Source organism: Microbacterium sp. NIBRBAC000506063, assembly GCF_017968845.1.
Lineage (GTDB): Bacteria > Actinomycetota > Actinomycetes > Actinomycetales > Microbacteriaceae > Microbacterium.
Map to the genome: position 1 here is coordinate 1,319,048 of NZ_CP072876.1, position 24,100 is coordinate 1,343,147.

The window sequence follows — 24,100 nt, forward strand, 5'->3', positions numbered from 1 at the left end:
TGAGCTTCCTGCTCGTCACCGCCGAGTTCCTTCCCAACGGGATGCTCATCGAGATCGCCGACGACCTGAGCGTCACCCCGGGACAGGCCGGGCAGATGGTGACGGTCACGGCGCTGGTGGGCCTCGTCGTCGCGCCGACCGTGGGGCTCATCTTCCCGCGGCTGGACCGGCGTGCGCTCCTGGTGTGGATGGCGCTCGCGGCGGCGGCATCGAACCTGCTTGTCTCCGTCGCGCCGAATCTCGTGCTCGTGCTGCTGGCGCGGTTCCTGCTGGGGCGGCGCTGAGCGCCTTCTGGGCGATGTCGATCACCGTGGCGGCGCGGATCGCCGGTCCGCAGCGCCTCGGGAGGGCGATCATGTTCGCCTCCGGGGGCGCATCGCTGGCGACGGTCGCGGGTGTCCCCCTCGGTGTCATGCTCAGCGAGCTCATGGACTGGCGGGCGGTCTTCGCCCTCGCCGGCGTCGCCTCGGCCGCGCTCGCGATCGCGCTGGGGTTGCTGCTGCCCTCCGTGCCCGCCGCGAGGGCGGCGAGCCTCACGCTGCTCGGCGACACGATCCGGCGCCCCGGCGTCGCCCTGGGCCTCGTCGGGCATATCGCCATCGTGCTGGGCCACTTCCTCGCCTACACGTACATCCGCCTCGCTCTGGAGCGGATGCAGCCCGGCCCGGACGGCGCCGCCCTCGACGCGACCGGCATCGTGCTGCTGCTGGCGCTGTTCGGCGCGGGCGGTCTGATCGGGAACATCGTCATCGGCCTCATCGTGGACCGCACCTATGCGCGCCTCGCCGTGCTGGCCCCGCTCGTCATCGCCGTGGCGGTGGCGGCGACGATCCTGCTGTCGGACTCGCTCGTGGCGGTCGGGATCGTCGTCCTCATCTGGGGCTTCTTCTTCGCGTCCTGGTTGATCGTCATCAATACCTGGGTCGGCCATCGGATGCCGGACCGGCTCGAGGCCGGCGGAAGCCTGGTCGTCGTCGGCTTCCAGGGCGCGATCATGATCGCGGCCGCGACGGGCGGGGTCCTCGTCGACACGCTCGGCGTCGAGCTCGTCTACGCCGCCGGCGTCGCCGTCCTCGTCGTCGGTGCGGCCCTCTTCGGGGCGTCCAACCGCGTTCGACGCCCCTGACGGCGTTCTCCACAACTCCTCGACACCCGTTGTCGCTGCATACCTCCGGCATCCGACAACACCTGTCGAGGACTTGGTCGCGCCGACGAAGTCCTGGACACCTGTTGTCGCATCATCGACACGGCACCCGACAACAGATGTCGAGGAGTTGCGGCGGGGCGGAGGGAGCGGAGGCGGCGAACTCGGGGCTCAGGCCGGGACTGCCACCTGCCCGGCGGAGGCGCGCCAGGTGGAGGGGTCATCCCGGTGACCCGGCGGAACGCGCGGCTGAAGCCCTCGTCGGAGGCGTAGCCGAGTTCGCGGGAGATCTCCGACACCGCCCTTCCGGCCTGCAGCATGTTCTTGGCGCGGTCTATCCGCACCGTCGTCACGTAGTTGGCCGGCGACCGCCCGAGCGTCCGGCGGAACCGCTCGGTAAAGACCGTGCGCGACATCGCGCCGATCTCGGCGAGGTGCTCCACCGTCCACTCCCTGCCCGGTTCGGCGTGGATCGCCTCGACGACGCGGTCGAGGAACGGATCTCGCGAGAGCGCGGGCCACCCGTGCGGGGCGCAGCCGTTCTCCGCCCAGGCGCGGATGACCGAGAGGAGGACGGTCGTGGCCATCATCCGGCAGATGAGCGGGTCACCGGAACGCAGCGCTCCACGACCGGCGTCGTCTTCGCCCATGGAGGCGGCCAGCGCCGCGGCGGCGGGTTCGTGCCTTGCGAAGCCGGTGACCGAGATGTGCTCGGGGAGGGCGCGCTCGGCGCGGGCGCCGTCGTCCGAGAACGCCAGTTCGGCGATCATGAGCTCGGTGCGGCCCTCGGCCTCCAGCGCGACGTCGTCGCCGCCGCGGGTGAGGAAGACGTCCCCCGCGGCGAGCGTGAGCGCGCGCGGCTGCTCGACGAGGACGGCGTGACTTCCTCGCTCCGGGTCCACGCGGCATCCGGAGATCGGCACCGGGGTGCTGCGCACGCTGCCCCGGGACACGTAGACCAGGGTGAGGGTGTGGGAGGGCAGCGCCACCACGGCGCCGGGTGACAGACGGGTGCGCCGGCTCGCGCTCACGCGCAGCTCGATCGAGGAGAGCACCTGCTCGAGCCCAGCGGAGTCGATCGTCGTCATGGCAGAGGGAACGGCGGCGGGTGGGGTGTATTCCGATAACCACTCTCGCGCAAAAGTTGAGCCATTGCATATCAAGTTTGATTTGACTTCGATCACGCCGCGTTCTATCCTTGAGTCACGGCGACTCAGGTTTACCGGGTCGCCGACAGGCTTTCAGAACCCCCTCACAAAGGAGAACACCCATGGCACGTGCTGTCGGAATCGACCTCGGTACGACGAACTCCGTCGTCAGCGTCCTCGAAGGTGGCGAGCCCAAGGTCATCGCCAACGCCGAGGGCTTCCGCACGACCCCCTCGGTCGTCGCCTTCACCAAGGACGGCGAGGTGCTCGTCGGCGAGACCGCCAAGCGCCAGGCCGTCACCAACGTCGACCGCACCGTGGCATCCGTCAAGCGCCACGTGGGCACCGACTGGACCTTCGAGGTCGACGGCAAGAAGTGGACCCCGCAGGAGATCTCGGCCCGCATCCTCCAGAAGCTCAAGCGCGACGCCGAGTCGTACCTGGGCGACACGGTGACGGATGCCGTCATCACCGTTCCCGCGTACTTCAACGACGCCGAGCGCCAGGCCACGAAGGAGGCCGGCGAGATCGCGGGCCTGAACGTGCTGCGCATCATCAACGAGCCCACCGCCGCCGCCCTCGCCTACGGGCTCGACAAGGGCAAGGAGGACGAGCTCATCCTCGTCTTCGACCTCGGTGGCGGAACCTTCGACGTGTCGCTGCTCGAGGTGGGCAAGGACGACGACTTCTCGACGATCCAGGTCCGTGCGACTTCCGGCGACAACCGCCTCGGTGGCGACGACTGGGACGATCGCGTCGTCGAGTGGCTCATCACCCAGTTCAAGAACACCACCGGCGTCGACGTCTCCGGCGACAAGATCGCCCTGCAGCGTCTCAAGGAGGCCGCTGAGCAGGCCAAGAAGGAGCTGTCGAGCTCGACCTCCACGAGCATCTCGCTGCCCTACCTCTCGCTGACCGAGTCGGGTCCCGCGAACCTGCAGGAGACCCTTTCCCGCGCGAAGTTCGAGGACCTCACCAAGGACCTGCTCGACCGCACCAAGAAGCCCTTCGAGGACGTCATCCGCGAGGCCGGCATCAAGGTCGCCGACATCGACCACATCGTGCTCGTGGGTGGTTCCACCCGCATGCCCGCCGTGGCCGAGCTCGTCAAGCAGGAGACCGGCAAGGAGGCCAACAAGGGCGTCAACCCGGATGAGGTCGTCGCCGTCGGCGCCGCCCTGCAGGCCGGTGTCCTCAAGGGTGAGCGCAAGGACGTGCTGCTCATCGACGTCACCCCCTCAGCCTCGGCATCGAGACCAAGGGCGGCATCATGACCAAGCTCATCGAGCGCAACACGGCCATCCCGACCAAGCGCAGCGAGACCTTCACGACCGCCGACGACAACCAGCCGTCGGTCGCGATCCAGGTCTTCCAGGGCGAGCGCGAATTCACCCGCGACAACAAGCCGCTGGGCACCTTCGAGCTCACCGGCATCGCCCCGGCGCCCCGCGGCATCCCGCAGGTCGAGGTCACCTTCGACATCGACGCGAACGGCATCGTGCATGTGTCCGCCAAGGACAAGGGCACCGGCAAGGAGCAGTCGATGACCATCACGGGCGGCTCGTCCCTCCCCAAGGAGGACATCGAGCGCATGGTCCGCGAGGCCGAGGAGAACGCCGCCGAGGACAAGAAGCGCCGCGAGGCCGCCGACACCCGCAACCAGGCCGAGACGCTCTCGTACTCGATCGAGAAGCTCCTGGGCGAGAATGACGACAAGCTGCCCGCAGACGTCAAGGAGTCGGTCAAGGCCGACGTCGACGCGCTCAAGACGGCACTGGCCGGTGACGACGACGATGCGGTGAAGACCGCGTTCGACAAGCTCAACGAGTCGCAGACCAAGCTCGGCGAGGCCATCTACGCGCAGGCGCAGGCGGATGCCGCAGCCGCCTCCTCGGACCCTTCGACAGGCTCAGGGACCGATTCTGAGGCCTCCTCCGACGAGGACGTCGTCGACGCCGAGGTCATCGACGACGAAGACGAGAACAAGTAACCATGACCGACAAGAACTTCGACGAGAACGACGTCCCCGAGGAAACTCCCGAGGAGGAGCACCCTCCGGTCGTTGAGCGAGACGAAGACGAGTCGAAACGTGGTGACGATGCGGAGACGTCGGATGCGGCAGACAGCGAGTCTGCGGCATCCGACCCCGCCGCCGCATCCGACGACGAGCTGACGGTGGACGACATCCTCGGCACGGCCCAGACCGGCGAGGCCGCGGCCGAAGACGCCGTGCTCGCGGATCTGGAGTCGCAGCTGCTCGACGACCTTAAGCGTCTGCAGGCCGAGTACGCCAACTACCGTCGTCGCACCGAGGAGCAGCGCACGGTCGAGATCCAGCGCGCCAAGGGCGAGGTCGTCAAGGGCCTGCTCCCGGTGCTCGACGACATCGACCGCGCCGCTCAGCACGGCGATCTCGAAGAGGGCAGCGCCTTCGCCGTGATCGGCGAGAAGGTGCGCGGCGTCGTGGAGCGCATGGGCGTGGAGAAGTACGGCGAGGCCGGCGAGCCCTTCGACCCGCAGCACCACGAGGCGATCCTGCAGCATCCGGTGCCCGGTACCGAGCAGCCCACGATCCTCGAGGTCGTGGAGGTCGGCTACCGGCTCGGCGACGTCGAGCTGCGCCCGGCGAAGGTCGTGGTCGCGGTTCCGGCCGAGTAGGCGGTGATCCATGGCTAGCCAGGACTGGTTCGACAAGGACTTCTACAAGGTGCTGGGCGTCTCCAAAGACGTCTCGGATGCCGATCTGAAGAAGACCTACCGCAAGCTCGCCCGCAAGTATCACCCGGATTCGAACCCGGGCGATGCCAAGGCGGAGGCGAAGTTCAAGGAGATCAGTGAGGCGTACTCGGTGCTCTCCGACAGCGAGCAGCGCGAGGAGTACGACCAGATCCGCGCGATGGGCTCTGGCGCCCGCTTCACCGCGGGCGGCCAGGGTGCCGGCGGCTTCGAGGACGTCTTCAGCCGCTTCGGGCAGGGCCGGGGCCAGACCGCCGACTTCGAGGACATCTTCGAGATGTTCAACCAGGGCGGCACCGGCTTCGGGTCGGGTCGCTTCGGGCAGTCGACCGGCGGCTTCCGCGGATTCGGCGGCCCGCAGCGCGGCGCCGACGTGACCGCCAGCACGACGATCGACTTCGTCACCGCGACGAAGGGCGAGACCATCACCCTCCAGGGTGAGGGCGGCAAGCCCTTCAAGGTGAAGATCCCCGCCGGCATCGCCGACGGGCAGAAGATCCGCCTGCGCGGTCGTGGCCGCCCCTCGCCCGACGGCGGGGAGAACGGCGACATCGTCGTGGCGGTGACCGTGCGCCCGCATCCGGTGTTCACCCGCGACGGACTGAATCTGCGCGTGACCGTTCCCGTCACCTTCACCGAGGCCGTGCTCGGGCGACCATCGAGGTGCCCACGCTCGGCGGTGATCCCGTGAAGCTGCGCGTCGCGCCCGGCACCCCTCGGGCCGCGTGCTGCGCGTGAAGGGTCGCGGCGTGAAGACGCAGAAGGGCACGGGCGATCTGCTCGCGGAGCTGCAGGTCGCGGTGCCCTCGCACCTCGACGGCGAGGCACGGGAGGCGCTCGAGCGCTTCCACGAACTGGAGCCCAAGGAGAACCCGCGGGCCGACCTCATCTCGAAGGCGCGGGGCTGATCATGTCTTTCGCTGCGTTTCGTCTCGGTCGCGCTGCGCGCGGCCTCGCTCAACGACCGGTGCTTGCTTCCCGGTCGTTGAGCGACGAGCGCAGCGAGGAGACGAAACGCGGTGACGAACGATGATCAGCTCCCAGCCAGACGAAGACGCCCCCGTCTTCGCGATCGCCGTCGCCGCCGAGCTCGCCGGAATGCACCCGCAGACGCTGCGGCAGTACGACCGCATCGGGCTCGTCGTGCCCGGCCGTACGCGCGGCGGATCCCGCCGCTACTCGGCGCACAACATCGAGCAGTTGCGCGAGGTCGCCCGGATGTCCGCCGAGGGCATGAGCCTTCCGGCGATCGCGCGCCTGCTCGAACTCGAGGAGGACGTCCGGATGCTGCGGCGCCGCGTCGCCGAGCTCGAAGCCGCTCTGCGCACCGAGCGGGAGAACCGGCCCGGCGTGCGTGTCTTCGCCGCCGGCGCCACCGGTCAGGTCATCCCGGTGCCCTCGGGCCGCCGCATCCGCCGCTCCACCGAGATCGTGCTGTGGCGGCCGGGGTCGCGCGACGAGAGCGACTGAGCTCGCGGCCCGTTCCAGATGTCGGAGGCTGTTGCATCTGTCGGAGAGATCGTGTGAGAACACCCGGCATGTGCAACAGCCTCCGACAGATGTAGGTGGGTGCCGCGGGCACCCGTCGCGGCGCCCGTGACAGCGCACGGGCGCCGCAGGCGGATCACCGGGCCCGAGCGGTCACGGTGATCTTCTTGCCATGGTCGGCGGCGCCCGGTGATCCGTGTGCTCCCGAAATCGATGGCATCATCGAGGTCAACCTCGTCGGCGGCGTGGCGGTCTGAGCGGGCTGTCCGGGCATCCAGGAGCGGATGCCCGGACAGCATCTGCTATTCGGCGACGCGCGTCCAGGTGCCGCAGGACTCGCTGTAGAAGCCCTTCTCCGACGTGTCGATCAACGCGAACTGGGGTAGCCATCGTAGGGGCCGTAGTCCTCGATCTCGTTCCATGTCGCGCCGAAGCCGGATACCGTCATCCAGAAGCAGGAACTGTTGGTCGAGCTTCTGTAGTAGATGCCAGGCTTGATGTGCGCGCCGACGACGTGTATGCCGTCGCCGACAGTGGTCTTCGCGGTCCCGGTCTTCACATACGGCACCCATGAGCCGCAGGCGCTGTTGGTGTAGAAGAACTTGTCCTTCGACGAGATCGTCACGATCTCTCTCCCGGAGGCCGGGTAGTAGTAGTCGCTGAGGATGCCGCTCGTCGACCGGTTCGATGTCGAACGGCGCTCCCAGTAGCACCCTGCCTTCGCGTTGTTCGCGACGTAGGTCCCCGGCTTGATCTGGGTGCCGACCTTGTAGGTGCCGGCCTTCGTGATCACGGCCGCGGGCAGCGCGATCTTCGTCGTCGCCGCGCTCGTGCGCGAAGTGGTCGCGTAGCCGCTCTTCTTGCCGGTCACCGTCACGGTGATCTTCTTGCCGTGGTCGGCGGCCTTGAGCTTGTACGACTTGCCGGTCGCGCCCTTGATGGCCACGCCGTTGCGCTTCCACTGGTAGCTGAGCGTCGCCTTGGGCGACCACGCCGCCACGGTCGCCTTCAGCGTGGAGTTCACGCGCTTGGTGCCCGTGATCTTCGGGGCGGCCGTCTTGGTGAACGACTTGGTCACAGCGGTCGTCTTCGCGCTGGTCTTCGCGACCGTCGTGTACGCGGTGCGGCTGGCGGTCACGGTGACCGTGATCTTCTTCTTCCAGTCGGCGGAGGTCAGCTTGTAGGTCGACTTCGTCGCGCCCTTGATCGAGACCCCGTTGCGCTTCCACTGGTACTTCAGCGTCGCCTTCGGCGCCCAGGTGCCCGGCGTCGCCTTGAGCGTCGAACCGACCTTCTTGGTGCCGGTGATCTTCGGCGTGGGCGCCGTCGTGAATTTGCCCTTGGCGATGGTCGCCGACTTCGTCGTGAACGTCACGCTCGGGTACCCCGTGCGCTTGGCGGTGACCGTGAGGGTCAGCTTCTTGCCGAGCTGGGCCGCCGTGGGCGTGTAGGTCTTCGCGGTCCCCACCGTGGTCCCCGCGACCTTCCACGCGTACGTGAAGGTGGCGGTCGGGGCGACGACTCCGGGTGAGGCGGTGAGCTTGGTGCCCACGCGGACGGTTCCGGAGATCGAGGGGTTCTTGGAGACGATGAGGACACCGGTGACCTTGACCGTGGCGCTGGTCACCTCGACGGGCTCGTAGCCGTCGCGGGTGATCGTCGCCCGCACGCTCAGCGATCGGCCGAGCTCCTCTTCGAGCGGCACGTAGGAGGACTCGACCGCACCCTCGATGTCGGCACCGTCGACCAGCCACTGGTACGTCGGTGCGGCGTCGCCGGGGAGGCCGGCGACGGAGGCGTTCAGCAGCTCGCCGACGCGGCCGTTCCCGCTGATCGTTGGCGCCGCCGAGGTCCACGTGCCGAGCGCGATCGGCGCGTCTCCGGAGAGCGGCACGACCACCGGGGTGCCGCCGTCGATCGAGGCGGTGATCTCGACCGAGACCTCCTGGCCGACCCAGCCGGGCAGCAGCGTCAGATCGAAGGGGTCGATCGCCTCGTCGGGGTCGGTGATCTCTTCGTCGTCGACGAACCAGGTCGCGTCGAGATCGACGCCGTCCGGCGCCCAGCCCTCGGTCGGGACCGTCACCGTCTCGCCGACCCGGAGATCGCCGAGGATCGCCAGATCCGCCGGCGGAGCGATCTCGTCGGCCGCCTGCGCCGGAGCGCTCGCCAGCATCGAGATCGCCAGTGCGGCGACGATCATGGAACTGCCGGCGCCGACCGCTTTGCGGCGCGCGGAATCAACGCGGAAGCCACCCACGCTCTTCTCCCCCAAATTCGACCGCGCCGTCGAGAGAATTCGAACGGTCGGCGGCGGTGCGCACCTGTGCGCGATGGGATCAGTATAGGGTCACGCCGCGACATCCGATGAACACGCGGGAGGAGGCGCTCATCCGGTCGCCGTGACGAACGCCTCGTGGTCTCTCCTCGACACCTCCGCGTAGGCGTAGGACCACTCGATGATCGCATCGGCGACCGTCTCGCCCCTGCCCGCGTATCCGACGATCTGAGCGGCGGCACGGGACTGGGCGTGCGCCCGGGCGAGCACCACGGCGCACGCCTCGGCGTAGGTGACGAAGGGCTCGTCGTCGAGCTCCTCGACCTCGATTCCGCCTTTCATGTCGTGGAACTGCCGCACGTAGTAGTCGTGCTCCGGGCCGCGCAGGTGCCCCAGGAAAGGATCCGACAGTGCCTGCAGGACTCTCTGCATCGCCACGACCCTCGCGCCCTCGCCCGAGGTCGCGATGAGCTCGTCGAGCACGGCCGGCTGCGGGATCCTCCCGTACTCGACCAGCACGCTCTGCGCCGCCTCTTTGGGCTGCATGAGCAGAGCGTGCCCGTCGCCGTCCTCCAGCAGCACGAGGAAGCACCGGGTTCCGACGCTGCCCACACCCACCACACGGCGGACGATGTCGGTCGGCGCGAAGTGGTCGAACAGCATCGCGATGTCCTGCGACGCGGAGCGACGGTAGTCGAGCATCAGATCGTGCACGAGCGAGGCCACCGCATCCGGGACCGGCATCGTCGTCGGATGCCGCAGCACGATCCGCCGCCGCCCGTCCTCACCGACCTCGGTGAGCCGGCGCACCGCTCGCTCGCCCGTGCGCTTCTGCGCGCTCTTGATGGCCGACTCGATCGCCCGGCGCGCGGGCTCATCGAGCATCTTCCGCGACTGCTCGATGTCGAAATGCGTGAAGTAGCGCTCGACAGGGCTGAGGCTGCTGGCGTGGCGGACCGCGCCCAGGTACGTCGTCACGGCACGACGCGCCGCGGCATCGATCACCCTGGATCGCGATCGGATGCCGCACCCCCGACGATGAGGCTCGTCACCAGTCGCTTCACATCCCACTCCCACGGCGCCCACGCGGCCTCGTCGAAATCGTTCAGGTCGAAGACGAGGCGTCGCTGGGGGAGGCGTAGAAGCCGAAGTTCGAGACGTGCGCATCACCGCAGGAGGCGACCAGGATGCCGCTGTGCGGCGCCGCGGCGAGGTCGGCGGCCATGAGCGCGGCCGTGCCCCGGAAGAACGCGAAGGGACTCGCGGACATCCGCTCGATGCGCAGCGGGATGAGCTCGGGTTCGCGGGTGGTGTTCTGGCGCTCGATGATGCCGAAGGGGTCGCGGGAACCGCCCGCCTGCCGGGCGAGACCCGAACGGGGCCGTTCCCCGCGCAGAGCACGGCCCTTCTGGAACAGCTCCTCGCGGGACGGCGGCAGCGGTGGCGGGAATTCCATGCGCCCATCATGGCGTGCCCCGGTACGCGGCGCCAGCGCCGGCATCCGTTGATGCACGCCGCGGCTCCTCTCCTGCGGGCGATGTCTCCGTAGGTTCCGCCTCGCCCACCGATAGTGTCTGTGCCATGGCAACCATTGCGGAATCCGCGGGGAACCGCGAGGCCCTCCCCGCTCCTGCGCGTAGCGCGTCGACCCTCGAGTCCCTCTCGCTCGGGCTCGGCGCGATCTCCTTCGTCGTGGTCGCGCTGGTGGCGCTCGTGACCTTCCGCTTCGAGGGGACACCGATCGCCGGTCCGGGCTCGGTCGGGCAGTTCGCCGCGATCGGCGCCGGCGTCGTGGCGGCCCTCGCCTTCGCCGCCGGCCGTTACATCGTGCGCGAGCACTCCGGCAGCACGAAGAGGATCACCCTGCTCGACATCGCCGACGTCGCCGCGCTCGCCTTCGCGCACGCGGTCATCGCGCTCCTGGGCTGGACGCTGCTGGCCGACATCCTCGACGAGTCGTTCCTCGGCGCGACCGTGTACCCCCTGCCGGTGCTGCTGCTCTCCGGCGCGGTCGCCGCGGTCACCGCCTACGTCTGCTTCTTCTCCGCGACGCACATGGACCTGTCGCTCCTGGCCACGGTGCTGGCGGTCTTCCTGGTGTTCGGGGTGCTGGCCAGCATGCTCACCGCGAGCGATCCCCGGTGGTGGGAGGACAACCTCAGCGCACTCGGGATGACCGACGACCTCTCGGCGATGGCCTTCAACCTCACCCTGATCGTGGCGGGCTTCATCGTGACGATCCTGGTGCGCTACGCGACGGCGTCGGCGGTGATCCGCCGGGCTCCCGGGATCCGCTGGGTGCGCACGCTCCTGGTGACCGTCGGCGTGTTCCTCGGCTGCGTGGGCGTGTTCCCCGTCGACGACTTCTTCGCGCTGCACAACACCGTCGCCACGGGAATGGCCGTCGGCTTCGTCGTGCTGGTGATCGGCATGCGATGGTGGATCCCTCGGATGCCGCGAGGCTTCCTGCTCACCGGCTATGCGTTCGTCGCCGTCGTGGTGCTCGTCGCGATCTACTTCGCGACCGGCTACTACACGCTGACGGCCGTCGAGCTGGTCGCCGGGGTGCTGGTGTTCTCCTGGATCATCCTCTTCATCCGGGCGGCATCGGCGCTGGAGGAGGACGACGAGACCGCCGCGACAGGAGAGCGCTCATGACGAAGGAAGACCCTGCAGTCCCCTCGGGAGGCCGGATCCGCGCCGGGCTCTCGCCGAGCCTCACCGTGCTGCTCGGCCTGGCCGCGGGCTTCGTCGTGCTCGCGGGGCTCTCCGCCGCCCGCGACCTGGTCGGCCCGCTGGCGCTCGCCGCGGTGCTCGTCATCGTCTGTCACCCCGTGCGTCATCCGCTCGAGCGTGCCGGCTGGCCGCGCTGGGCGGCGACGACGGCCGTGATCGTGGTCGGCTACCTCATCCTCATCGCCCTCGCGCTCCTGCTCGCCTATGCGGGCACGCGCTTCATCCGCCTCGTCGGCGACTACATCGACGAGCTGGCCGAGACGGCGGCGCGCGTGAACGCCTGGCTGGTGGAGGTGGGCCTGGACCCGGCCGCCTCCGCCGACTCGGCGGGCCTGCTCTCTCCTCAGGCGATCATCGGAGCGGTCGCCTCTCTCGCCTCCAGCGCCCTGGTCGTGCTGACCGCGCTGTTCTTCGTCTTCGCGTACATCATCTTCATGGCCGCCGACGCCTCGCGCTACGGCCGCGCGGTCGAGCTGTACGGAGCGAATGCCGCGCCGGCTATGACGCGGTTCGCCGCCTATTGCGCGAACGTGCGCCGCTACTACGTGATCAACGCCGCCTTCGGCGCGGTCGTCGCGATCATCGACGGCCTGGCGCTGTGGGCGATGGGGGTGCCGGCGCCGGTCGTCTGGGCGATCCTCGCGTTCGTGACGAACTTCATCCCGAACATCGGCTTCGTGCTCGGTCTCATCCCGCCCGCGGTGCTCGCGCTGGTCGTGGGCGGCTGGCCGCTCATGCTCGGGGTCATCGCCGTCTACATCGTGGTGAACGTGACCCTGCAGGTGCTGATCCAGCCCAAGTTCGTCAGCGACGCGGTGAGCCTGAGCCTGACGCTGAGCTTCGCGTCGGTCGTGTTCTGGACCTTCATCATCGGCCCGCTGGGCGCGATCCTGAGCATCCCGCTCACCCTGCTGCTGCGCGCGCTCGTGCTCGAGGGCGACCCGCAGGCTCGCTGGCTGCGATGGCTGTCGGGCGACACCACCGTCCGCGGCGGGTGATCAGGCCGGGTCGATCCTCAGCACGCCCGGCGTCTCGCCCAGGGTGAGGTCGTCGACGATCCGGATGCCGCGCGCGAGAGTGTCGATCTCCGGCACCACCGTGCCGAAGCGCTCGCGGTCGCCGGAGACGGCGGTCAGCGTGATCAGGTGCGTGCCGGTGTCCCAGGTGTAGGTGGCGAAGGCCGGCGTCCGCGGGTCGGGCGGGGAGGGCACGAGGAGCTTCTCGCCCACGCCCAGGTGCGGATTGCGGAACTCCTCGGTGTCGTCGTACTCCATCGGCATCATCGCCCGGGCGGTGCGCAGCTGCGGGGTGAGCTCCTGTGAGGTGACCATCGCCACGACGAGCTCCGGCTCGGGCTTCCACGTCCACACGAGCACGCGGCCGTCGGCCTTGCGCATGAGCAGCGGCGCGGCCTGGCTCATCGCCCAGGCGGCGACGCCCGAGCCCTTCGTGCCGGTCGTGGTGGCCAGCAGCATCCGGATCGCGGCCTTGCGGTGCCGGCGCCCCTTCCAGCCGAGGGAGCCAGTGACGGGGATCCACTGCGCGGGGTCGGCGGAGGCGGCGAGTCTCATGCCTCCACGCTAGGCGATGCGCCTCGGCGGCCGCTGAGTGCCCCGAGTGCCTGCATTCACACCGCGTCGGGCGCCGTCAGCGGGGTGTCCGGGAGGTCGGAGGTCACCGTGCCGTGCACCCCTTCCTCGTCCAGCGTCTCCGCTAGCCGGCGCACCACATCGGATCGGATGCCGACGCCCTTCGTCGGCCGGTGCCAGAACTGCACGTGCGCCACCAGGCGCTCCGGGGATATCGTGCGGGCGAGGGCGCGCACCGGCGTGCCCGAAGAGACGCCCGGCACCGGTGCGATCGCCGATTCGAGCAGCTCCAGCAGATCGTCGACGGCGCGGCCCTCGCGCTTCAGGCGCACCTCGATCGTGCTGCGCCGCGCATGGTCCTCGGAGTGGTTCACGACCGGGTTGCTCAGCAGCTGCGAGTTCGGCACGTGCACGATGCGCCCGTCGCGGGTGCGCAGCAGGATCGCCCGCCCGTTCATCTCGGTGATCGTGCCGATCAGGCCGTCGACGTCGATCTCGTCGCCGACCTTGACCGTGTTGCGCGACTGCAGCACGACGCCCGAGGCGAAGTTGTCGGCGATGCCGCGCATCGCCAGGGCCAACACCGCCACGACGATGATCGTGATGGCGATCACCGGCTGCAGGCCGATGCCGAGGAAGCCCAGGCCGATCCCGACACCGAGCAGGATCAGCAGGTACCGGACGATCCGCGCCCCGACCGTCGCCATCGTCTCGGTGACGTTGGGGAGTTTGCGCAGCCCCGCGCGGGCCGCCCGATAGGCGAAGATCGATGCGATCCACCCGGCGAGGCCGCACAGCACCGCCCACAGCACATCCCAGCCGTTCAGCGCGGTCAGCTGCGCGGAGACGTCAGGCAAGGTCGGCATGCGGTCAGCCTATGGCCCGGATGCGGCGGGGCGGTGTTCGGATCAGGAGTTTCCCGCCGTCGCAGCCTCGAGCTTGGCGAGCACCTGGTCGATCGTGAACGATGCCGGCTTCTGCCGCGGCGGGAACTCCACGAGGCTCGAGAGCATCCTGGCCACATAGGACTGGGCCGGCACCAGCAGGAAGACGCGATCGAGCATCCAGTCGAAGTAGCTGTTCGACGTGCGGTCGGCCCGCTCGTAGGGGTCGGTGCGCAGGTTGAAGATCTTCGGCGCCCGCAGCTCCACCCAGGGGTCCAGCCACACCGCGAGCGTGCCCTCGGCGCGCTGCTCCAGGAACACGATCTTCCAGTTGTCGTAGCGCAGAGCGGTCAGGTCGCCCTCGTCCGACACATAGAAGAAGTGCTTGCGCGGGCTCTCCGTGACCTCGCCGGTGATGTAGTCGAGCTGGTTGTGTCCGTCCAGGTGGGACCTGTACTCGCGGCCCGCGAGGGTCGTGCCCGCCTTGAGCTTGTCGGCGATCTCCGGTTCGCCCGCGGCCGCCAGCAGCGTCACGAACCAGTCGTTGTGGCTGACGATGCCGTTGAGCACCGTTCCCGCCGGGATGTGCCCGGGCCAGCGCACCATCGCCGGCACCCGGTAGGCGCCCTCCCAGTTGGAGTTCTTCTCGCTGCGGAACGGCGTCATGCCGGCATCCGGCCAGCTGTTCATGTGCGGACCGTTGTCGGTGGAGTACATCACGATCGTGTTGTCGGCGATGCCGAGGCGATCCAGCTCATCGAGCAGGTCGCCGACGAGGTCGTCGTGGTCACACATCGTGTCGTGGTACTCGGACTGCCAGCGCCCGGCGCGCCCCTTGCTCTCGGGTTTGCCGTGCGTGCGGAAGTGCATGTGGGTGGAGTTGAACCAGACGAAGAAGGGCTGGTCGGCCTCGGCTTTGTCGCGGATGAAGTCGACGGCGGCGTCGCGGAACTCCTCGTCCACGGTGCGCATGCGCTCGCGGGTCAGGGGCCGGTGTCTTCGATGCGCTGGGTGCCGTCGTCGTTCGCCCAGGAGTGGATCACACCTCGCGGTCCGAAGTTCTTGCGGAACTCGGGGAAGTCCTCCTCCGACGGGTAGTCGTCGTGCTCCGGCTCCTCCTCGGCGTTGAGGTGGTAGAGGTTGCCGAAGAACTCGTCGAAGCCGTGCTGCGTGGGCAGGTGCTCGTCGCGGTCGCCGAGGTGGTTCTTGCCGAACTGCCCGGTCGCGTAGCCGCACTCCTTGAGCGCCGTCGCGATCGTCGGGTCCTCGGCAGGCATGCCGATCTTCGCGCCCGGCATGCCGACCTTCGTGAGGCCGGTGCGGTAGGGTTCTGGCCGGTGATGAAGGCCGCACGGCCGGCGGTGCAGCTCTGCTCGCCGTAGTAGTCGGTGAACCGCACGCCCTCGTCGGCGATGCGGTCGATGTTCGGCGTGCGGTACCCCATCAGTCCGTCGGAGTAGGCGCTGATGTTGCTGATGCCGATGTCGTCACCCCAGATGATCAGGATGTTGGGCTTGTCGGACATGACGCTCCTCTGGTCTCCGGTCGAAGGGCGGGGCCGTTCTCGGCTCATGAAACCATCCCGTCTCTCACGGGCGCAAGGGTTTCACCCGCCGCGGGTGATCGGCATCCGGAATCGGTGCGGGGCCGCATCCGACGACGTATCGTCGAAGGGTGACCGAGCTGCTTCCCTCATGGCGTGACACGCCCACGCGCCAGGCGATCCTCTCTTTCCTCGCCGCGGTATCGGATGCCGCGAGCGCCGACTTCGTGCCGCCCGCGGAGCGGGTCGCCGTCTTCGACAACGACGGCACCCTGTGGGCGGAGAAGCCCATGCCCACCCAGCTGCACTATCTGCTGGAGCAGTGGAGGGCGGCGGCCGACGCCGAGCCCGCGCTCGCCGAGACGCAGCCCTACCGGGCGGCGGTCACGGGCGACTACGCGTGGCTGGGCGGGGCGATCGACAAGCACTACGCCGGCGACGACTCGGATCTCGGGCTGCTGATCGCGGCGGTGTCGCGGGTGAGCGCCGGGGTCGGCGTGGACGAGTACGCGGCATCCGTCCGGGAGTTCTTCTCCCATGCCCGGCACCTGACGCTCGGCGTCCCCTACGCGCAGACCGTCTACCGGCCGATGCTCGAGCTGCTGCGGCTGCTCGAGGAGCACGGCTTCCGCACCTACATCGTCTCGGGCGGCGACCGCGACTTCATGCGCCCGATCACCGAGGATCTCTACGGGGTGCCGCCGCAGCGGGTCGTCGGCACGGCGATGAGCATGACCTACGACGCCGAGACGAACCTCGTGCGCTACAGCTCCTCGCTCGCCTTCTTCAACGACGGGCCAGAGAAGCCGACCCGCATCTGGGACCGCGTCGGCCGCCGACCGATCCTCGCGGCGGGCAACTCCGACGGCGACCTGCCCATGTTGCGCTTCGCGCAGGGCAGCCCGCGCGGGCTCGCGCTGCTCGTCAGCCACGACGACCCCGACCGCGGAGACATCCCCTATGTGAAGGGCGCCGAGAAGGCGCTCGCCACCGCCGAGGACGTCGGGCTCACCGTCGTCAGCGTGCGCGACGACTGGGCGACGGTCTTCCCTTCCCCGAGCGGTAACTCTCCTCCGGTCGTTGAGTCGAGTCCACCGATCGGCAACCCTCCGGTCGGTAACCCTCCGGTCGTTGAGCGAGCGCAGCGAGACGAAACGCCCTGGCGTGACCGCGATCGAAGCCGTGGCGTTTCGTCTCCGCGCCCGCGGCGCTCCGCTCAACGACCGCAGCGGGCGTGCGAGCGCGGTGCAGCGGTCTAGGCGTCCCGCGCGCAGCGGAAGCCGATGTGTGACATGCCTGTGTCCTCGGCCTGGGGGAGCGCGCCGCCGGGCGGAAGCGCAGGCAGTACTCGGGCGTGCACAGCTGGGATCCGCCCTTGAGGACGCGCCGCGGCATCCGGGGCTGAGACTCCTCCGCGCTCGCCGCGGCCAGCAGATTGGCGCGCTTCCCCGCATCGACGGGCTTGTCCGAAAGCCGGACATGGCGCGGGGTGTAGTAGTCGCTCGTCCACTCCCACACGTTGCCGATGAGGTCGACGAGGCCGTAGTCGTTCGCGGGGTAGGTGCCGACCGGCGAGGTGCCGCCCCAGCCGCGGTTGTCGTAGGGGAAGTGCCCGACCCAGACGTTCGCGAGCACCTGCCCGTCGGGATAGGGTTCGTCGCCCCAGGCGTAGGCGGCGCCGTCGAGTCCGCCGCGCGCGGCGAACTCGTGCTCGGCCTCGGTCGGCAGGCGCCGGCCCGCCCATTGCGCGTAGGCGCTCGCATCCTCGAAGGCGACCTGCACGACCGGGTGGTCGAGGCGGTCGTCGATCGTCGACTCCGGGCCGAGCGGATGTCGCCAGCTGGCCCCCGGCTGCCAGCGCCACCAGTTGCGCCAGTTGCCGAGATCCACCGGCCCGGTCGTCGGCGTGAACACCATCGCCCAGGAACGAGATCGGCGGGGTCGGCGCCCGGGAACTGTGCGGGGTCCAGCGCCCGCTCGGCGACGGTGACGTAGCCGGTGTCGGCCACGAACGCGGCGAACTCGGCGGTGGTCACCGGCGCCCGCTCGATGAGGAAAGGGGCCGCCGTCCGCTCGTGCACGGGGCGTTCGTCGGGGTAGAAGTCCTCCGATCCCATGCGGAACGTGCCGCCCTCGATCCGCACCAGCTCAGCCATGCCCCACGGTATCGCGACACCGGGGGCCCTGCTCTCCGGCATCCGATACCCCTCGGGTACCCTGGAGAAGTGTCGCGCACCCCGCGGCACAACACAGAGATTGGCCCCCACTCACCCGTGACTTCCTCCGCGACCCCAGCCGGTCACGCCGCGAAGGCGCAGCCGCTGACGATCCTCATCGCCGCTGACACCTTCGCTCCGCACGTCAACGGCGCCGCTCGCTTCGCCGAGCGCCTCGCCGCCGGGCTCGTCGCCCGCGGTCACGACGTGCACGTCATGGCACCCAGCGCCACGCGCCGGAAGAGCGGGCGCTTCATCGAGGAGATCGAGGGCGAGAAGCTCACGATGCACCGGCTGCCCGCCTGGCGGTACTACCCGCACGACTGGCTGACGTTCGTGATCCCGTGGATGTCGAAGTTCCACGCGCGCCGGGTGCTGAAGGCCGTGCAGCCGGATGTCGCGCACATCCAGTCGCACATCGTCATCGGCCGTGGCGTCACCCGCATCGCCCGCAAGCGCGGGATCCCGGTGATCGCGACCAACCACGTGATGGCCGAGAACGTCCTGGATTTCACCACTCTGCCGCCGCTCATCGACAAGCTCGTGGTCAAGCTGGCCTGGGACGACGCGAAGCGCACCTTCGACATGACCCGCGCCGTCACGACGCCGACGCGCAAGGCCGCCGACTTCCTCGAGGCGACCGTCGACATCTCGGGGTGATCCCGATCAGCTGCGGCATCGACCGCACCCGGTACACGCCGGTGATCGCGCCGCGGGAGAAGAACCGCGTGCTGTTCGTGGGCCGCCTGACGACCGAGAAGCAGATCGATGTCATCCTGAGAGCGCTGACCCGCCTCGATCCGGCGCTCGACGTCACCTTCGACATCGTCGGGGGCGGCGATCAGCGCAAGAACCTCGAGGCCCTCACGCAGGAGCTCGGGCTCGCCGACCGGGTCACCTTCCACGGGCTCGTCGACGAGGGCACTCTGCGCGAGCTCTACTCGCGGGCGAGCGTCTTCGCGATCGCCTCGATCGCCGAGCTGCAGTCGATCGCGACGATGGAGGCGATGGCATCCGCCCTTCCCGTCGTCGCCGCGAACGCCGTCGCGCTGCCGCACCTCGTGCACGACGGGGAGAACGGCCACCTCTTCGAGCCGGGTGACGACGAAGAGCTCGCCGCCCGGCTGACCGATGTCCTCACCGCCTCGCCGGGGAGTACGAGCGGATGCAGCGTTCCTCGCTCGACGGCGTAGCCATCCACGACATCAACCGCACGCTCGACACCTTCGAAGCGCTGTACCGCGGCGAGCCGCTGCCCGAATAGAGCCGCTCGTGCACATCGTGATGTTCGGCGACCAGCACCTGGAGTCCCTCGGAGGTGCGCAGGTCGCGATGCGCCTGCAGCGGAAGTTCCTCGAGAAGGCCGGGCACACGGTCACGGTCGTCGCGCCGCGTCTGCACGCACGCGACATATCGGATGCCGGCTACGTCGACATGCCGTCGATCCCGATCACCGCCGACCGCGAGTACTCGCTGACCTGGCCGGGCCGCCGCACCGATCGCTGGGTCGACGACGCCCTCGCCGCCCGCCCGCCCGCCGACCTCGTGCACGTGCAGGCCGACTTCTGGGGCGCGTTCATCGGCCACCGCTTCGCCGAGCGCCACGGCCTTCCGGTCGTCCACACGATGCACAACCGGGTCGACGTCGGTATCGAGGCGCTCGCGCCCTTCCCCTCGTTCGTGCTGTGGGCGCTCAACCGCTGGGCGCACCGGGCGCTCGGCGACGCCTCGCACGGCAGCGACGGCTGGGCGTACCTGCGGCGCCTGGCGACGCGATCGGATGCCGTGACCGCCCCTCCGCACACTTCGCCCGCCGCCTCGAAGCGCATGGGGCGATCCCCGCCGACGCGGAGCTCGGCTGGGCGGCGCCCGAGCTCGGTGCGGACCAGCGGGCCGGCGTCGACGTCGTCTGGAACGGCATCGACGACGAGATCCGCGACGAGGTCCTCGCCCTTCCGGATCCGGCGCCGCGAGAGCGCCCGCTCCTGGTGTGGGTCGGTCGCATGAGCCCGGAGAAGCGCCTGCTGCCCTTCCTCGAGGCGGTCGCCGCATCCGGCATCGACGCCGACATCGAGGTCATCGGCGGCGGGGCCAGCGGCGCGCCGCGCAGCGGCTGGTGCAGAAGCGGTCGCCCGCGGCGGCGGTGACCTTCACCGGGAAGCTGCCCTACCGTGAGGTCCTCACCCGCCTCCGCGCCGCCGACGCCCTCGTGCAGACCTCGATCGGCTTCGAGACTCAGGGCATGACGCCCTTCGAGGCGGCGACGCTGGGCACCCCGTCGATCGTGAGCGACCCCGACATCGCCGCCGAGCTCGGTGCGGGCGTCTGGGCGGTGCCGGATGCCGCGGGCGAAGCGGCCCGCGTCGACGCCCTCGCCGAGACGCTGCGGGAGGCCGTCGCCGGCATCCGATCGGGCGAGGTCCCGGTGCCCGCCGAGGAGGTCGTCGAGACCTTCCGGCAGTCCTCGCGCACGGCCGCGATGATCGAGGTCTACGAGCGGGTGCGCGCCGAGCGCAAGCGGTAGCCGCCGCCGCGCTCAGTGCGCGGTGCTCCAGTGCCCGGGGTCTGCGAAGGGCTCGTCGTGGATGCGAAGGCCGTCTGCGCCCACTTCGGCGACGCAGTACAGGAGCGACAGGGTCGGGTAGCCGTGCGGGCGGTTGTCGCGGATGATGGCGCGGTCGTCCTCCGCCGGCATGTCTCCGCTCTCGGCGAGCAGTTGCACCCAGTCGTCCCACCAGCGGTCGTCTGCGGCATCCGATGTCCGCGCGCGGAACTGCGGCAGCCAGTGCGCGATGCGCGCGGTCTGGGGATCGTCGAGCCCGTCGTGCGCGATCATGTGCACGCCGGGGCCGATGGGCGTCTCGGTGCGGGAGACGCCGTTCCAGGAGATCACCCGCGCGCCGTCGGGACCTGCCTCGAGCAGATTGAAGCCGTGCGTGCGCGGGTGTGCCGCGGGCTCGGTGCCGGTGACCGCGTCGAGCACGAGGAAGCCGCGGGTGTGCACCTCGTGCTCGGGCAGCGCGACCGTGTCGGCGCGGTTCAGCAGCACGGCGATCCGCCGCGTGGCGGGGTTCGCCGCCAGCCAGGCGCCGCCGGCACGTCGGTCGCGCACGCCGATCACGCCGGGATAGGTCTCCGGCCACCACGGGCCGAGCCGGTCCCATTCGCGCTGCGGATCCTCGTCGCGGACGGCGAGCAGACGCGCGGCCCCCGGTTCGACGTCGATCACCACGGTGCACACGGCGCCAGTCTATGCGCGCAGGTCGTGCACAGGACGAGGAAGACGCTCTCGGGCGAGGAGGAGTCCTCCGGCGACGGGCCCGGCGGCCCATCGGATGCCGCGGTACGGCAGAATCGGAAGGGTGAACATCGTCGTGGGTGTGACAGGCGGCATCGCCGCGTACAAGACGGTGCACCTGGTGCGCCTGCTGATCAAGGCCGGGCACGAGGTGACGGTCGTGCCGACCGCCGACGCGCTGCAGTTCGTCGGCCTGCCGACGTGGGAGTCGATCAGTCGCAATCCGGTGACGGTGAGCGTGCACGACGACGTCGCCCGCGTGCGGCACGTCGCGCTCGGGCAGGCAGCCGATCTCGTCATCATCGCCCCGCCACCGCCAACACGATCGCGAAGATGGCCGCCGGACTGGCTGACGACCTCCTCGGCACGACGCTGCTGGCGACCACCGCCCCGTCGTCATCGCCCCCGCGATGCACACCGAGATGTGGCGGCATCCCTCGACGCAGGCGAACGTCGCCACGCTGCGCGACCGCGGGTGCACATCATCGGCCCCGACGACGGCGAGCTGACCGGCGGCGACAGCGGACCGGGTCGCATGCTCGAGCCGGAGGACATCTTCGCCGCCGCCCTCCCGTTCGCCGGGCCGCGCGATCTCGCGGGCCTGCGAGTGACGGTCTCGGCCGGCGGCACCCGCGAGCCCATCGATCCGGTCCGCTTCCTGGGCAACCGCTCCAGCGGCAAGCAGGGCGTCGCGCTCGCCGCGGCCGCCGCCGCCCGCGGCGCCGAGGTGCGGCTGGTCGCCGCCAACATCGGCACCGAGGTGCTGGCGGAGGCGCGGCATCCGTCGATCCGCATCGAACGCATCGGCACCGCCGCGGAACTGGCGGAGGCGATGAAGGCGGCGGCTGCGGCATCCGACGTCGTCGTCATGGCGGCCGCCGTCGCCGACTACCGTCCGGCAGCGGTCGAAGACGGCAAGATCACCAAGGAGGCCGGGGGCATGGCCGCGATCGAGCTCACCGAGAACGAGGACATCCTCGCCGGGCTCGTGGCCTCCCGCACCGATGCGAGCCAGACCATCGTCGGCTTCGCCGCCGAGACCCCGCGCGATGAGGAGGACCTGCTTGAGCGGGGGCGCCGCAAGCGCGAGCGCAAGGGCGCCGATCTGCTCGTCGTCAACGCCGTCGGCTGGAAGCAGGGCTTCGAGGCGCCCGACAACTGCGTGCACGTGATCGGTCGCACGGGCGAGGTGCTCGTGCGGTCCGAGGGCTCCAAGCGCGAGGTGGCGGATGCCGTCTGGGACGCCGTCGTCGGCATCCGCGCGTAGGACGACGGTCGCTGAGCGAAGGCGGGCCGGTCGGTGAACCCGGATGCTAGGGCGCGTCGCGCTTCGGCAGCGGCAGGCGTTGCGGGTCTGCGGGTGGAGCGGGTGGTGCTGCGGCATCCGATCCTGAGGGCAACTGCTGCGCGACCTTCTTCTCCAGCACCGTCACGGCCTCTTCCGAGAGCACGATAAGGCCCTCGATCTCTTCACGGACGCGCTTGTAGGCGGTGTTACGCTCGGCCTGCGTGGCCGACTCGTCGACGGCGACCTTGAGCAGCTGCTGGGCGCGGTCGAGGCGTTTGCGCTCGGCCTCGCTGAAGCCGGAGGCGCGCACACGCCGGGCGTCCTTCTCGGCGATCTCGAAGGCGACCGCGTAGTTGCCGACGGCGTCGAGATACTCTGCCACGGCGTCTTCGGAGAGCTTCGCCGAGGCGGATGCCGGACGCAGCTGGTCGGCCGCCTTCTTCGCCCGCAGGAACGCGGCGGTCAGCGGCTGGCGTCCGTCGCTCATGGCGGGGAAGGCGATGAGCTTGGCGACGTCCAGCTCGTAGTCGAGCCAGCGGGCGGTGATCTCGTCGTGCTCGGCGAAGAGCTTCTCGAGGAGCTCCTTCTGCGGGAGGGCGGGAGGTGCGGCATCCGCCTTCTTCCTCACCGGCACGGGCCGGGTGCCGGCGCGGGCGGCGGCCTGCGCGGCCTTGATCTCGCCCTTGACGCGGATCGTCTCGAGGCGGCGCTCGTGGCGGCGCTTGGAGGCGCGCTCCCAGCCCTTGCCGACGCTGCCGAGAACCGCGATGGCGGGGAAGGCGAGCCACCAGTAATCGCGCAGAAAATCGAAGAGGGGGAGAGATCCATGGTGATCACAGCCTAATGCGGGTCGGCATGTCGTGCCCGGCCGGTTTCCGCCACTCGCGCTGTCACACCTCCGCCCCCGGTCGCCCCGCGAGGACGCGTAGCGACCGAGTCGAAACGCGGCAAGGAACGCGGCAGCGGTTGCCGGGATCCTGCCGCGTTTCGTCTCGCCTGCGGCTCGCTCAACGACCGGGGGTGGCGGCCGCCGCCTCGGCGCACGGCACGCACAGCCGCGCGAAGGGTCGCACCTCCAGGCGTGCGGCCGGGATCGGCTTCCCGCAGGCGGCGCAGACGCCGTAGGTGCCGGCGTCGAGGCGCGCGAGAGCGTCGTCGACCTCTGCGAGTTCGGTGCGGGCACCGTCGATCAGGCCGCTCAGACGCGACCACTGCGCCGAGAGCGGCTCGCCCTCCGGGTCGTGCTCGTCGTCGTCGGACTGGGTGATGCGATCGCGGGTGAGTGCGGCCAGGTCTGCGTCGAGAGCGGAGAGGCGTGCCGCGGCATCCGACCGCAGTGCGGTCAGTCGTTCGCGGACGTCGGAGGACATGCCCTCACCTTAGATGAGGGCGCGGACGCCCGGCTCCTTCCGGTCGTTGAGCGAGCGAAGCGAGACGAAACGCAGCAAGAATCGCGGCAACGGTGTCCGGAGTCTTGCTGCGTTTCGACTCCGGCGCGCGGTGCGCGGCGTCGCTCAACGACCGGAAGGCAGGAGAGCGCGACGACCGGAGACGCCTACCCGAAAAGCAGCGACAGCACGGTCGCGCCGCCGCCGACGAGGATCATCGAGATGATGACGCTCCAGGCGACGATGCGGATGCGACGGTTGCGGCGCTCGCCGATGTTGCCGTAGTCCTCGTAGTCGGCGTTCATCTGATGTTGCCCTCCTCGGTCGCGTGGACAGGCTCCTGAGCGAGGACGCGCGCAGCGCG

At 69.8% G+C, this 24,100-nt stretch carries 18 protein-coding genes and 8 pseudogenes; 13 read left to right on the forward strand and 13 right to left on the reverse strand.

From position 1 onward, the window contains the following. The first annotated feature begins 41 nt into the window (after positions 1 to 41). Positions 42 to 1,126: pseudogene (locus KAE78_RS07590) on the forward strand (MFS transporter). On the opposite strand, the gene KAE78_RS07595 reads toward KAE78_RS07590, so the two are convergent. Next, the gene (locus tag KAE78_RS07595; RefSeq protein ID WP_223170424.1) at positions 1,051 to 2,232 is read right to left on the reverse strand and encodes a helix-turn-helix domain-containing protein; all 1,182 of its coding nucleotides are present in this window, start codon (positions 2,230 to 2,232) and stop codon (positions 1,051 to 1,053) included. The pseudogene KAE78_RS07590 and the gene KAE78_RS07595 overlap by 76 nt on opposite strands. A gap of 182 nt (positions 2,233 to 2,414) precedes the next feature. Here KAE78_RS07595 and dnaK point away from each other — a divergent pair. The 4 genes and pseudogenes from dnaK to KAE78_RS07615 all read left to right on the forward strand — a co-directional run bounded on the left by dnaK (position 2,415) and on the right by KAE78_RS07615 (position 6,498). Further along, positions 2,415 to 4,282 (forward strand): annotated as a pseudogene (gene dnaK, locus KAE78_RS07600) (molecular chaperone DnaK). 2 nt (positions 4,283 to 4,284) lie between these two features. Next, positions 4,285 to 4,950, forward strand: coding sequence for a nucleotide exchange factor GrpE (locus KAE78_RS07605; protein WP_223170425.1), 666 nt, complete (start codon positions 4,285 to 4,287; stop codon positions 4,948 to 4,950). Between the two features lie 10 nt (positions 4,951 to 4,960). Beyond that, positions 4,961 to 5,936 (forward strand): annotated as a pseudogene (locus tag KAE78_RS07610) (DnaJ C-terminal domain-containing protein). Between the two features lie 121 nt (positions 5,937 to 6,057). After that, positions 6,058 to 6,498 carry a heat shock protein transcriptional repressor HspR gene (locus KAE78_RS07615; RefSeq protein ID WP_223170426.1) on the forward strand — a complete coding sequence of 147 codons (441 nt, stop codon included), beginning with the start codon at positions 6,058 to 6,060 and terminating at the stop codon, positions 6,496 to 6,498. A 385-nt stretch (positions 6,499 to 6,883) separates the two neighbouring features. Here KAE78_RS07615 and KAE78_RS07620 read toward each other — a convergent pair whose 3' ends face one another. From KAE78_RS07620 to KAE78_RS17545, 3 genes and pseudogenes are all read right to left on the reverse strand, one after another. After that, complete coding sequence (locus tag KAE78_RS07620) at positions 6,884 to 8,719, reverse strand: hypothetical protein (protein WP_223170427.1); 1,836 nt, start codon at positions 8,717 to 8,719, stop codon at positions 6,884 to 6,886. Positions 8,720 to 8,905: 186 nt separating this feature from the next. After that, complete coding sequence (locus tag KAE78_RS07625; RefSeq protein WP_262927586.1) at positions 8,906 to 9,799, reverse strand: DUF2252 domain-containing protein; 894 nt, start codon at positions 9,797 to 9,799, stop codon at positions 8,906 to 8,908. Beyond that, positions 9,796 to 10,295: pseudogene (locus tag KAE78_RS17545) on the reverse strand (DUF2252 family protein). The gene KAE78_RS07625 and the pseudogene KAE78_RS17545 overlap by 4 nt, the downstream one beginning before the upstream one ends. An 80-nt stretch (positions 10,296 to 10,375) precedes the next feature. On the opposite strand from KAE78_RS17545, the gene KAE78_RS07630 reads away from it, so the two are divergent. Next, positions 10,376 to 11,452, forward strand: coding sequence for a DUF998 domain-containing protein (locus KAE78_RS07630; RefSeq protein WP_223170428.1), 1,077 nt, complete (start codon positions 10,376 to 10,378; stop codon positions 11,450 to 11,452). Further along, positions 11,449 to 12,528: an AI-2E family transporter gene (locus tag KAE78_RS07635; RefSeq protein ID WP_223170429.1), complete on the forward strand. Its 1,080-nt coding sequence runs from the start codon at positions 11,449 to 11,451 to the stop codon at positions 12,526 to 12,528. Before KAE78_RS07630 ends, KAE78_RS07635 begins: the two co-directional genes overlap by 4 nt. Here the strand turns inward: KAE78_RS07635 and KAE78_RS07640 are convergent, their stop codons facing one another. From KAE78_RS07640 to KAE78_RS19565, 4 genes and pseudogenes are all read right to left on the reverse strand, one after another. Continuing rightward, positions 12,529 to 13,101 carry a hypothetical protein gene (locus tag KAE78_RS07640; protein ID WP_223170430.1) on the reverse strand — a complete coding sequence of 191 codons (573 nt, stop codon included), beginning with the start codon at positions 13,099 to 13,101 and terminating at the stop codon, positions 12,529 to 12,531. 56 nt (positions 13,102 to 13,157) lie between these two features. Then, a complete protein-coding gene (locus tag KAE78_RS07645; protein WP_223170431.1) occupies positions 13,158 to 13,985 on the reverse strand; it encodes a mechanosensitive ion channel family protein in 828 nt (275 codons plus the stop codon). Between the two features lie 42 nt (positions 13,986 to 14,027). Next, complete coding sequence (locus KAE78_RS07650; RefSeq protein ID WP_223170432.1) at positions 14,028 to 14,975, reverse strand: sulfatase-like hydrolase/transferase; 948 nt, start codon at positions 14,973 to 14,975, stop codon at positions 14,028 to 14,030. An 11-nt stretch (positions 14,976 to 14,986) separates the two neighbouring features. Then, positions 14,987 to 15,576, reverse strand: a pseudogene (locus tag KAE78_RS19565) (sulfatase-like hydrolase/transferase). Between the two features lie 101 nt (positions 15,577 to 15,677). On the opposite strand from KAE78_RS19565, the gene KAE78_RS07660 reads away from it, so the two are divergent. After that, the gene (locus tag KAE78_RS07660; protein ID WP_223170433.1) at positions 15,678 to 16,805 is read left to right on the forward strand and encodes an HAD family hydrolase; all 1,128 of its coding nucleotides are present in this window, start codon (positions 15,678 to 15,680) and stop codon (positions 16,803 to 16,805) included. On the opposite strand, the pseudogene KAE78_RS07665 reads toward KAE78_RS07660, so the two are convergent. Continuing rightward, positions 16,802 to 17,702, reverse strand: a pseudogene (locus KAE78_RS07665) (formylglycine-generating enzyme family protein). The gene KAE78_RS07660 and the pseudogene KAE78_RS07665 overlap by 4 nt on opposite strands. Positions 17,703 to 17,819: 117 nt before the next feature. Here KAE78_RS07665 and KAE78_RS07670 point away from each other — a divergent pair. The 4 genes and pseudogenes from KAE78_RS07670 to KAE78_RS18605 all read left to right on the forward strand — a co-directional run bounded on the left by KAE78_RS07670 (position 17,820) and on the right by KAE78_RS18605 (position 20,286). After that, a pseudogene (locus KAE78_RS07670) lies at positions 17,820 to 19,026 on the forward strand (glycosyltransferase). 8 nt (positions 19,027 to 19,034) lie between these two features. Then, entirely contained in the window at positions 19,035 to 19,769 is a 735-nt protein-coding gene (locus KAE78_RS18595; protein ID WP_317451723.1) for a glycosyltransferase family 4 protein, read from the forward strand. Continuing rightward, positions 19,766 to 19,909 (forward strand): hypothetical protein, encoded by a 144-nt coding sequence (locus tag KAE78_RS18600; RefSeq protein ID WP_317451724.1) that lies wholly within the window; start codon positions 19,766 to 19,768, stop codon positions 19,907 to 19,909. The genes KAE78_RS18595 and KAE78_RS18600 overlap by 4 nt, the downstream gene beginning before the upstream one ends. Continuing rightward, the gene (locus KAE78_RS18605) at positions 19,906 to 20,286 is read left to right on the forward strand and encodes a glycosyltransferase (RefSeq protein WP_317451725.1); all 381 of its coding nucleotides are present in this window, start codon (positions 19,906 to 19,908) and stop codon (positions 20,284 to 20,286) included. The genes KAE78_RS18600 and KAE78_RS18605 overlap by 4 nt, the downstream gene beginning before the upstream one ends. Before the next feature lie 12 nt (positions 20,287 to 20,298). Here KAE78_RS18605 and KAE78_RS07680 read toward each other — a convergent pair whose 3' ends face one another. Continuing rightward, the gene (locus tag KAE78_RS07680; RefSeq protein ID WP_317451726.1) at positions 20,299 to 20,994 is read right to left on the reverse strand and encodes an NRDE family protein; all 696 of its coding nucleotides are present in this window, start codon (positions 20,992 to 20,994) and stop codon (positions 20,299 to 20,301) included. A 130-nt stretch (positions 20,995 to 21,124) separates the two neighbouring features. On the opposite strand from KAE78_RS07680, the pseudogene coaBC reads away from it, so the two are divergent. After that, positions 21,125 to 22,327: pseudogene (gene coaBC, locus KAE78_RS07685) on the forward strand (bifunctional phosphopantothenoylcysteine decarboxylase/phosphopantothenate--cysteine ligase CoaBC). Positions 22,328 to 22,373: 46 nt separating this feature from the next. On the opposite strand, the gene KAE78_RS07690 reads toward coaBC, so the two are convergent. The 3 genes from KAE78_RS07690 to KAE78_RS07700 form a co-directional block, all read right to left on the reverse strand. Then, positions 22,374 to 22,982: a hypothetical protein gene (locus tag KAE78_RS07690; RefSeq protein WP_223170435.1), complete on the reverse strand. Its 609-nt coding sequence runs from the start codon at positions 22,980 to 22,982 to the stop codon at positions 22,374 to 22,376. A gap of 373 nt (positions 22,983 to 23,355) precedes the next feature. Further along, positions 23,356 to 23,718, reverse strand: coding sequence for a TraR/DksA family transcriptional regulator (locus tag KAE78_RS07695; protein ID WP_223170436.1), 363 nt, complete (start codon positions 23,716 to 23,718; stop codon positions 23,356 to 23,358). Between the two features lie 185 nt (positions 23,719 to 23,903). Continuing rightward, entirely contained in the window at positions 23,904 to 24,041 is a 138-nt protein-coding gene (locus tag KAE78_RS07700; protein WP_223170437.1) for a hypothetical protein, read from the reverse strand. Between the last annotated feature and the right edge of the window lie 59 nt (positions 24,042 to 24,100).

Bases quoted from the DNA above. Each gene is read 5' to 3' on its own strand.
- KAE78_RS07595 (WP_223170424.1), bottom strand. From the start codon at position 2,232: ATGACGACGATCGACTCCGCTGGGCTCGAGCAGGTGCTCTCCTCGATC.
- KAE78_RS07605 (WP_223170425.1), top strand. From the start codon at position 4,285: ATGACCGACAAGAACTTCGACGAGAACGACGTCCCCGAGGAAACTCCC.
- KAE78_RS07615 (WP_223170426.1), top strand. From the start codon at position 6,058: ATGATCAGCTCCCAGCCAGACGAAGACGCCCCCGTCTTCGCGATCGCC.
- KAE78_RS07620 (WP_223170427.1), bottom strand. From the start codon at position 8,719: ATGATCGTCGCCGCACTGGCGATCTCGATGCTGGCGAGCGCTCCGGCG.
- KAE78_RS07630 (WP_223170428.1), top strand. From the start codon at position 10,376: ATGGCAACCATTGCGGAATCCGCGGGGAACCGCGAGGCCCTCCCCGCT.
- KAE78_RS07635 (WP_223170429.1), top strand. From the start codon at position 11,449: ATGACGAAGGAAGACCCTGCAGTCCCCTCGGGAGGCCGGATCCGCGCC.
- KAE78_RS07640 (WP_223170430.1), bottom strand. From the start codon at position 13,101: ATGAGACTCGCCGCCTCCGCCGACCCCGCGCAGTGGATCCCCGTCACT.
- KAE78_RS07645 (WP_223170431.1), bottom strand. From the start codon at position 13,985: ATGCCGACCTTGCCTGACGTCTCCGCGCAGCTGACCGCGCTGAACGGC.
- KAE78_RS07650 (WP_223170432.1), bottom strand. From the start codon at position 14,975: ATGCGCACCGTGGACGAGGAGTTCCGCGACGCCGCCGTCGACTTCATC.
- KAE78_RS18600 (WP_317451724.1), top strand. From the start codon at position 19,766: ATGAGCCCGGAGAAGCGCCTGCTGCCCTTCCTCGAGGCGGTCGCCGCA.
- KAE78_RS07695 (WP_223170436.1), bottom strand. From the start codon at position 23,718: ATGTCCTCCGACGTCCGCGAACGACTGACCGCACTGCGGTCGGATGCC.
- KAE78_RS07700 (WP_223170437.1), bottom strand. From the start codon at position 24,041: ATGAACGCCGACTACGAGGACTACGGCAACATCGGCGAGCGCCGCAAC.